This is a genomic window from Algibacter sp., from assembly GCF_049667265.1.
Classification (GTDB): Bacteria; Bacteroidota; Bacteroidia; order Flavobacteriales; family Flavobacteriaceae; genus Algibacter_B.
The window spans coordinates 1-9,146 of sequence record NZ_JBATHX010000421.1; the positions used below are offsets into that span (position 1 = coordinate 1).

The 9,146-nt window shown below is 33.0% G+C and carries 9 protein-coding genes; 2 read left to right on the forward strand and 7 right to left on the reverse strand.

All coding sequences use genetic code 11. From position 1 onward, the window contains the following. Positions 1-182 precede the first annotated feature (182 nt). The 7 genes from WBN21_RS14595 to WBN21_RS14625 all read right to left on the reverse strand — a co-directional run bounded on the left by WBN21_RS14595 (position 183) and on the right by WBN21_RS14625 (position 7,047). The gene (locus tag WBN21_RS14595) at positions 183-533 is read right to left on the reverse strand and encodes a hypothetical protein (protein WP_424201537.1); all 351 of its coding nucleotides are present in this window, start codon (positions 531-533) and stop codon (positions 183-185) included. A gap of 65 nt (positions 534-598) precedes the next feature. Further along, positions 599-1,567 (reverse strand): family 16 glycosylhydrolase, encoded by a 969-nt coding sequence (locus WBN21_RS14600; RefSeq protein ID WP_424201539.1) that lies wholly within the window; start codon positions 1,565-1,567, stop codon positions 599-601. Between the two features lie 72 nt (positions 1,568-1,639). Then, positions 1,640-2,659, reverse strand: a complete 1,020-nt coding sequence (locus WBN21_RS14605; RefSeq protein WP_424201541.1) for a family 16 glycosylhydrolase — start codon at positions 2,657-2,659, stop codon at positions 1,640-1,642. Positions 2,660-2,673: 14 nt separating this feature from the next. Then, positions 2,674-3,762: a sugar kinase gene (locus tag WBN21_RS14610; protein WP_424201543.1), complete on the reverse strand. Its 1,089-nt coding sequence runs from the start codon at positions 3,760-3,762 to the stop codon at positions 2,674-2,676. An 11-nt stretch (positions 3,763-3,773) separates the two neighbouring features. Next, positions 3,774-4,451 (reverse strand): bifunctional 4-hydroxy-2-oxoglutarate aldolase/2-dehydro-3-deoxy-phosphogluconate aldolase, encoded by a 678-nt coding sequence (locus WBN21_RS14615; RefSeq protein WP_424201545.1) that lies wholly within the window; start codon positions 4,449-4,451, stop codon positions 3,774-3,776. A 160-nt stretch (positions 4,452-4,611) separates the two neighbouring features. Next, entirely contained in the window at positions 4,612-6,006 is a 1,395-nt protein-coding gene (locus WBN21_RS14620) for a sulfatase-like hydrolase/transferase (RefSeq protein ID WP_424201547.1), read from the reverse strand. Between the two features lie 183 nt (positions 6,007-6,189). Continuing rightward, on the reverse strand, positions 6,190-7,047 hold the full coding sequence (locus WBN21_RS14625; protein WP_424201549.1) for an AraC family transcriptional regulator: 858 nt from the start codon (positions 7,045-7,047) through the stop codon (positions 6,190-6,192). Between the two features lie 347 nt (positions 7,048-7,394). Between WBN21_RS14625 and WBN21_RS14630 the strand changes: the two genes are divergently transcribed. Next, positions 7,395-8,423 (forward strand): T9SS type A sorting domain-containing protein, encoded by a 1,029-nt coding sequence (locus WBN21_RS14630; RefSeq protein ID WP_424201551.1) that lies wholly within the window; start codon positions 7,395-7,397, stop codon positions 8,421-8,423. Between the two features lie 110 nt (positions 8,424-8,533). Next, a partial coding sequence (locus tag WBN21_RS14635) for a carboxypeptidase-like regulatory domain-containing protein (protein WP_424201553.1) occupies positions 8,534-9,146 on the forward strand: 613 nt, incomplete at its 3' end.

Sequence of the window (9,146 nt, forward strand, 5' to 3'; positions counted from 1 at the left end):
CTTTATACGCTTTTCCTGTTATTTTGCTTTAAGTCTTTTGAAAACTTTGAGCAATTTATTTTTGCATTCTTTGGAAAAATAGCTTTAATTCACTATTAGTTTTTCCGGTTGTTTTAGTTAAAAAACAATTAAAAACCGGATATATAGTAACTACATACCCGGTTTATTTATTAAAAAATCAATTATTTTTTAAGTTCCTCTCGCATTTTATCTAAAAAAGGCTTTAGTTCTTTATAAGATTTACCAGTTAATTTAACCATAGTACCGTTAAAAGCTTTACTAGAATTACCTGTGATTTCATTTTTCTCTTCTTTAGTTATTTTTCCATCTTTAAAGTCTTGGTTAGAACTAATATAAGTTTTAACCATATCCATTCTAGATTCACGAAGTGTTTCTTGTTGATCTTCATCTAAATTATATTCAGTTGCTGCAGCTGCAACAAACTTATCGTTTTGACCTACATGCCACTTATTCTGTCCAAAAGTTGCAGAAACCGTCATAACTAATACTAGTACTAAAAGAATTTTTTTCATAATAATAAATTTAATGTTAATAATTAATGTTTGTATATAATCTACTTATTCAATAATCGAACCATTTATTGTTTTTTTTGCCAAATGCGTACATATTCAATTTCAAAATCTACAACACCATCATCTTTTTTTCCATCAGGGCTATTTAACTCTAAATCTTCTTTGCTATCTGGAACACCGTGCCATGGAAATGTTTCTTGATCCAACCAAATATGAATTGGACCGTCCATTACCCAACCATTAGGCAAGTCTCTTTCTTTTGCGAAAGCATCAACTTGTTCTTTTGTTGCTGAAGTAAATAATTTACCATCAACAAAGAGTTTAAGTCCGTTTTCATTCCATTCTATACCGTAAACATGAAAATCATCAGCGACTCGAAAACCATAATCTAAACGTTCTGTATAAACTGTTTTACCTTTTCCTTCTTTACTCCAATCATGAATAGACCACCAAAGCTCTCTATCTTTCCATTCTTTCCCCTTTTGACGATGATCTCCAAATTGTTCAAAAATATCTAATTCGGTCTGACTACCTGTTGCCCAAAAAGCACTAGTAATTTCTGCATCAGCAGCTTTACTTTTTATTTCCATGTAGCCGTATTTAAAATTTTTACGACCAATGAAACATGCTGTAGTAATATTTTGGAATTTTTCTATTTTATTGTCGGGACCCCAAGTTTGCTTGTTATCATCTGCAAAAGGAAAATCTGGTTCCCAACGTGTTTCAAGAATTAATTTACCATCTTCCAAACGATAATTTCTACCTGAAAATTGAGAAGGCGCTCTACCTTTCCAAACTCTTTTATTAGGATAGTCTGGGTCCTTGTAAACTGGTTTCCCGTTTTCAAATTTTCCAACTATGTACCATTTATCTTCATTGATAATAGGATCTTCAAACTCATCACTAGCTTCAGTATTAAGGACCCAATTGCCTTCATTCATTAGATCTGAAAACGGATAAATAATTGAAATGTTTTTATCAGATTTAACAGTATTTGACTGACTTCCACAGCTTAAAACCATTAAAAAAATCAAAAGAGGCAATATTTTTAACATCGTTTTTATTTGTATCATTATTGATTGCATTAAAATTAAATTAAATGAGTTTTAGCTCTTTTGCCAAACTCTAAGGTATTCAATCTCGAAATCTACAATACCATCGCTTTTTTTACTAGCTGGGCTATTAAATTCTAAATCTTCTTTACTGTCTGGTACACCATGCCAAGGAAATGTTTCCTGATCAAACCATAGTTTTATGGGCTTAGTTACCACATAATTTTCGTTTGCTCCATTACCTCCGTTTTCTTTAGCAACATCATCATAGGCATTAATAGTTGCTTTAGGAACGTCTTTAAACAACACACCATCCAAATAAATTTTAACCCCATCTGCACTCCACTCATAACCATAAACATGAAATGCATCTGCTACTCTAAAATCAAGTAAATGGTGCTCGGTATACGTAGTTTTTCCACTTCCAGCTGATGACCAATCATGTATAGACCACCACAACTCTTTGTCTTTTGTAAGCTTACTAGACTGTCTATGATCGCCAAACATTTCAAAAAAGTCGAACTCTGTATTATTACCAGTTCCCCAGAAGGAACTTGTTATTTCAGCATCTGCAGCTTTACATTTAACTTCTAAATACCCATAAACAAACTCCTGTTTTGTAATTACTGCTGCCGTTGTTAAATTTTCATATTTTGTACCATCACTCGCAACTGCAGGAGAAAAATTATAATCTGGTTCCCATCTTGTTTCTAATTTCAGTTTACCATCTTCTAAACGGACATTATTTGTTGAAAATTGTGATGGTGCTCTGCCTTTAAAGTTTGACTGAAATTCACCATTCTTTCCTTGAATAAGCCATTTATTTTCATCCAATACAGCACTATCAAACTCATCACTTACTTCATTATTCAAAACCCAACCACCCATGTTCGATTGGTCTGACATAGGATAATCACTATTTGGTGTATTATCAACAGGAGGAACTACTATTATTATTTCTTCTTCTTCCTCCTCCTCAGCTGGTGCATCACTACCAGAACAGCTAAATTGGAGCGTTAACAGAATAACAAGTCCTAAAGTGAATATCCTATTGGGTTTTATTTCTGAAATCATAAACATAAAAATTATTAACGTACAACCCTTCCTGAACCAGAACCGCCCATTAGTGCTTCTACTTCCGATCGTGTTGAAAAGTTAAAATCTCCTTTTATTGAATGTTTTAAGCACGATGCTGCCACCGCGTATTTAACAGCAGTTTGTGGCTCTTTTAAATCTGCAGTTGTTAATGCAAAAATCAAGCCACCAGCAAAAGAATCACCTCCACCTACTCTATCAACTATATTTTTAATTTCGTAAGATTGATAATTACCGTTTGAATCTAAAGGCGCGAAAAAGGCCTTGTCTGAAGCCACATCATATAACATAGCTCCCCAATTGTTATGTGAAGCCGAATAGCTTTCACGCAATGTGATAGCTACCTTACTCACATTTGGAAATTGTTTTGAAACCTGACGTGCTACATCTGGATAACGAGAGGTATCTAATTTTCCAGCATGTACATCTGTATCACCCGCTTTAATACCTAATACATCATGACAGTCTTCCTCATTTCCAATAACTACATCAATGAAAGGTAAAATTTTACGCATAGTTTCTTGCGCTAATTCTCTAGCAGATTTTGACGCATCCCAATCCCAAAGTTTTCCTCTAAAATTTAAATCTATTGATACAGATGCTCCAGCAGCTTTAGCATTTTTAGCAGCTACCAAAGTTGCCTCTGCAGCATTTTTTGAAAGTGCAGGTGTGATACCACTTAAATGTAACCAGCTTGCACCTTTAAAAATAGCATTCCAATCGTAAGCATCTGGTGGTGTAATAGCGATTGCAGAATCTGCTCTATCATAAATTACATTACTTGGGCGTTGATTGGCACCAGTTTCTAAAAAGTATAAGCCTAAACGACCTTTGCTAGTTCGTAATACATATTGAGTATCTACACCCACGGCACGCACAGAATCAATTGTGGCATCAGCCATAGCGTGTTTTGGAAGCGCTGTAACATAACGTGCTACACCACCGAAATTACAAATTGATGCGGCAACACTAGCTTCTGCGCCAGCATACGTCATATCAAATTGACGTGTTTGTCTTAATCTTAAATTTTCTGGGGCAGCTATTCTGCCCATTATTTCTCCAAATGTTACGACTGTATTCATAATATTTTATACTATTTATTAGCTCTAATCTTTTTTATTAATGTTCTAATTTCTGTGGCATTTTTAGTTATTTCTGCCCAATTTTCTGATTGAATTAATGGACGTTTAGCAACCCATGACCCCCCAATTGCTGTGATTAATGACGATTCTAAATACGAACCTGCATTTTCTAAATTACAACCACCTAATGGAATAAATTTCGGATTTAAATATTGATATGGTGCCACCATGTTTGTTAAGTGATCCATTCCTCCTGAAGATTCAGCTGGAAAATATTTTAGAACTCGACAACCTTCTTCAAGTGCCATTTCAATATCTGTTGGCGTCATAATTCCTGGAGCGAAAGACAATCCTTGTTTTCTCGCCTCTGCAATTATTTTAGGATTACATCCTGGTGCGACTGCAAAATCTGCTCCAGCATCAACCACCGCTTTTACCTGATCGATTGTTAACACGGTTCCAAAACCTAGACAAATTTCGGGCACTTCTTTTTTAATTAAACGCGCAGCATCAAGTGCTACAGGTGTACGAAGTGTTAATTCTATAGAATCAATTCCGCCAGCCAAGAGTGCTTTTGCTAATGGAACTGCATGTTTTAATTCATCAACAATAAGTACAGCAATAATGCCTACTTCGTCTATTTTTTTGATAATTTCTGGCGACATCGCCTGTTGTGCTATTGGATACATTTTGATTTTTTAAAATGTTATAAATAATTTTGAGACATTAATCGTTACAAATAAACTATAAAACCATTAAATAAATTACGCAAAACTTACCCGCTTCATACATTATTTTACCTTTTATTAATATGTATGACTCAAATTAATTTAATATGGAAAAGTTGTATTACTCAGACTTCAAATGCCAATATTGATCCATCCGATCTATATCATATTTTTCATACTCACGCTTAAGCAACCAAAGAGGTCTTTCCAAAGTAAGTTCCCAAGCAAAAATTTCTTTGTACATTTTTTTTACAATGTCTGGGTATTTATTTGCAAGGTTATGCTCTTCGGCGATATCTTTAGAAATATCAAAAAGCATAGCAGGTCGGTCTGGAAAACGAATTAACTTTAAATCGCCATCTCTATAAGCAACTCTAGTTTCCTTTTTCCAAAATAAGGTTTGATGCGGCCTTTCCTTGTTTTCACCTTGAATAAAAGGCATTAAATTTACCCCATCAATATCCTTTAATTCTTTGGTGTCGCCACCTGCAGCAGCGAAAAAAGTAGGCAACAAATCGAAAGTACTTATTGGGTATTTATATGTTGAATTATTCTTGATATGCTTAGGCCAACTCATTACAAAAGGCACACGAATTCCACCTTCTAAATGGTTTGATTTTGTACCACTAAGTGGCGTGTTGATGGACGCATTTTTATCAGAAGGCCCACCGTTATCGTTAGTAAAAACTATGATTGTGTTTTCATCTAACCCCAATTCCTTTAATTTTTTAAACACATTACCACAAGCTCTATCCAATGCTAAAGTCATAGCAGCTAATTCTTTTCTGTTTCCTGTAAGATTTGGAAATTTATCTAAATCGTCTTGTTTTGATTCTAAAGGTGTATGGACCGCATTAAAGGAAAGCATGATAAAAAAAGGATTGTCTTTATTTCGCTCGATAAAATCAATCGCTTTGTCCGCAAAAATATCGGTAGCATATCCGTTTGGTTCTTCAAAAACACCAAACCCATTTTCCATCATTTTATCTTTATGATTATCGGCTAACTTATCTTTATATGCAAAATAACTACGGTCGCCACCTCGAAAGCCATAAAACTCATCAAACCCGCGTTTCATAGGGTGATAACGATCCGCATCTCCTTGATGCCATTTACCATATAATGCTGTTTTATAGCCCTGCTGTTTTAAATAATCTGCCATGGTAACCTGATCTAATGGTAACCCCATATCTTCACCTTTTAAGCCTGAGTTTTCACTCATAAAACCAACCACATTTATTTCTTCATAACCAAACCTTTGCTGATACTTTCCTGTTAAAAGGCCTGCTCTTGAAGGTCCACAAACGGCATCGGTAACATAACCTTGTGAAAATATAACACCACTTTTTGCCAGTTTATCAAGATTTGGTGTTTTCAAATCTTTGCTGCCTTGAAATCCAAAATCGGCATAACCAGCATCGTCAGCAAACAATAAAATGATGTTTGGTTTTTTTTGTGCAATCGCACTAAATTGGACAGTTAAAATCAATAAAAATACTAACTTGATTGTTTTCATAATTGATAAGAAATTAAATATATACTGAATGAATGATTTACTTATTTTTAAATAAAAAATAAAGCAGACCCAAATCATTTATACAAAAGAACACGAAAACATTATAGTATATGACTTAAAAGTTACCCCTTTAATACACATTATTACCCAAATATAAGAATGAATTAATTTTAGAATAAAAAATTATAAAGAATATCTGTATTCCTTAGGAGTACTTGTCATAATTTGTTTAAACTGTTTATTGAAATTAGGAATGGATTTATAACCTACTGAATAACAGATTTCTGAAATGGGCAAATCTTCCTGAACAAGTAAACGCGACGCATTTCTAACACGCACTTCGTTTAAAAATTCGGTAAAAGATTTGTTGGTCATTTTTTTAAAAAATCTGCAAAATGAATTGGTAGTCATACAGGCAATATCTGCAATTTCTGTTAGGGTAATTTCTTGTGAATAATTATCCGATATATACCGAATTACACTATCTAATCTATCGGGTTTGTCTAACGAATATTGGCGCATATCTGAAGACGATAAAAGCTTTTTATCATCAACTTTTGATAATCTAAATAGAATATCTAATACTTTAATAGATTGTTGAGCGGTTGACAATTTTGGAATCTCCATTAGCTCATTATGAAGTTTTTTACTAACACTTCTTCCAAACGACACGCCGAATTTTGATATATCGAGAAGATCATTTATTTCTGAAAATTCGGGGTTTTTAAAAGTATCTTCACCTATAAAATTTTTTAAAAATTTTATAACAATAGTCTTAACCCTTAGACCCTTATTGTCTTCATAATATTCCGGATCGTTACGCCAAAGATGTGGTAAATATCCACCTACCAGTACCAATTCACCAGGATAAAAAGGATCAACACTATCTCCCACAAAACGTATACCTGTACTTTTTGATATATATAGCAACTCAAATTGAGGGTGGTAATGCCATGCAACATCTAAACAAGGTTCATCACGTTCTTCTGCAGTTAATCGTTTATTTATATAGGTGTTTGAATCTTTTAATACTAGTTTCATCGTATGGTTTGTTGGTGTTTTAAAAATATAATTGCAAGTACAATATATTCTTTGGATTTACTAATATAAAAAAAAACAACTACACCACCATTTAATAACGATATTTTAACTAATTCTCCTGTTTTTTGGTAATAATGTAAAAAACACACTATCTATCTAATCAAATTTACCCTTCATCATAATAATTATATATACAAGAATTTTAGTGTACAAAAAAGGTAAACAAAATAAATCGTTTTGAAAAAAGGTAATTTCTATTAAGAGTGGGGTAATATGAACTTAATATAAACCTCTAATAACCCGTAAATTGCATGAACAATTATTCTAACTATTAAATTTCAAAAAACATGAAAAAAATTTACACTACTACTTTATTTGTTTTTGCACTTGTTGCTTTAATGAATGCACAAACAACTATCTACGATTCTGCCTTTGACGAAGCTAGCTACGATGATGCAGGGGTCCAAGCTAACTTAAATGCTCACCCAGATTGGTTAGCAGGACATAATAATGGAACTTCTATTTGGAATGCAAATGCTAATGACCAAATTGAAACAGGTGCTAACTTTGCCTACTCTGTATTGCAAACACCAATTACAGGAGTTGAAAATGACGTTATTACTGTTACTACTGTTATCATGTTAGGCTTTAACAATCAAGCTTTTGATGCAGATGACACTAACATGGCATTATGTGCTCTTACTCCAGGTAATCCTACTCCTGGACCTGGCGGTAGCACGGTAATTCTTGGACAACAAAGAGATGGTGTTACAATACAAGCACAAGCTAGCACCACAAGTATTGATCTTTCAGATGCTGGCCCAGGTGGATTTGCTACCAATCCAACTATAAGTCAAGCAAATAAATCTGCTTATGAAATTATTATGGAATATACATTAGGTGCTGATGCCGCTTCATCTACTAAAAAAGTAAGAATTAGAAATGTAGGTACGGTTCCAGAATCTTCTGCAATAGAAACTTCTTCAGGAGGCCTTAGACAACAAGTTTATGATGCTTTAACGGGCTCAGGAGCTTTCTATTTTAACTGGGCTTTAGGTTTCTTTCAAAATGGAGATGAAATTAATAGAATTGTTAATAATAGATTAACAATTACTAGAAACTCACCACTTTTATCAACAAAAAATCACAATGCTTTTGAATTTGGTATGTACCCTAACCCTGTTAAAAATGAATTACACATAAACACAAAAGAGCCTTTACAAAAAGTTGAAATATTTGATTTATTAGGTAAATCTGTAGTTTCTCTTAACAACGTTTCTGAGAGCATTAATGTATCTTCATTAAGCAAATCGCTTTATATTATAAAGTTAACTTCTGAAAGAGGAGTATCTACAAAGAAGTTTATAAAAGACTAATTAACTTTCACAATAAAAGCTCATACTATTATTTATTTGGTATGAGCTTTTATATTTAATAAAAACACATTATAAATTGAAATTCAATAAATTAATTCATTAAAAATTATATGAGACTCTCAAAGAGACTTGGCATTTTATTCTTGATTACAGCATGTACTTTTACTACTTACTCTCAACAAAAAAGCCTTGAATTAAATGGACTTATAATAGACGAAACTAATTTCCCTATTCCGTATGCTGCTGTTGGCATACCTTCAAAATATATTGGCACCGCCAGTACAGAAGATGGCACTTTTAATTTATTGCTTTCAAAAAGTAATCTAGCAGATTCTCTAGAAGTTTCAAGTATTGGTTATGAAACTTTTAAAATTAAAGTTCAAGATTTTATTAATCAAAAGGATAAAACTATAATTATAAAAGAAGACATTGTTTCTCTAGATGAAGTAAAACTTTTAAAATCTTCCGATTATGTAAAGCTAGCACTAAAAAATAGGCGTAAAACCACAATTACAACACCTCATCAATTAAATATTTTATATAGACGTTTTTCTGAAGAAGATGGTAAAGCTAGATTTTTAGTTGAGCATTACATGAATGTTTTGGATTATGGACCTCAATCAGGGGATTTTATTGGTGAAGAAATTGTAGCAGGACGTAAATCGGCAGATTACAGATTTTTAAAAAAGAAAATGAATGGACACCCTATTAATGTAATTACTA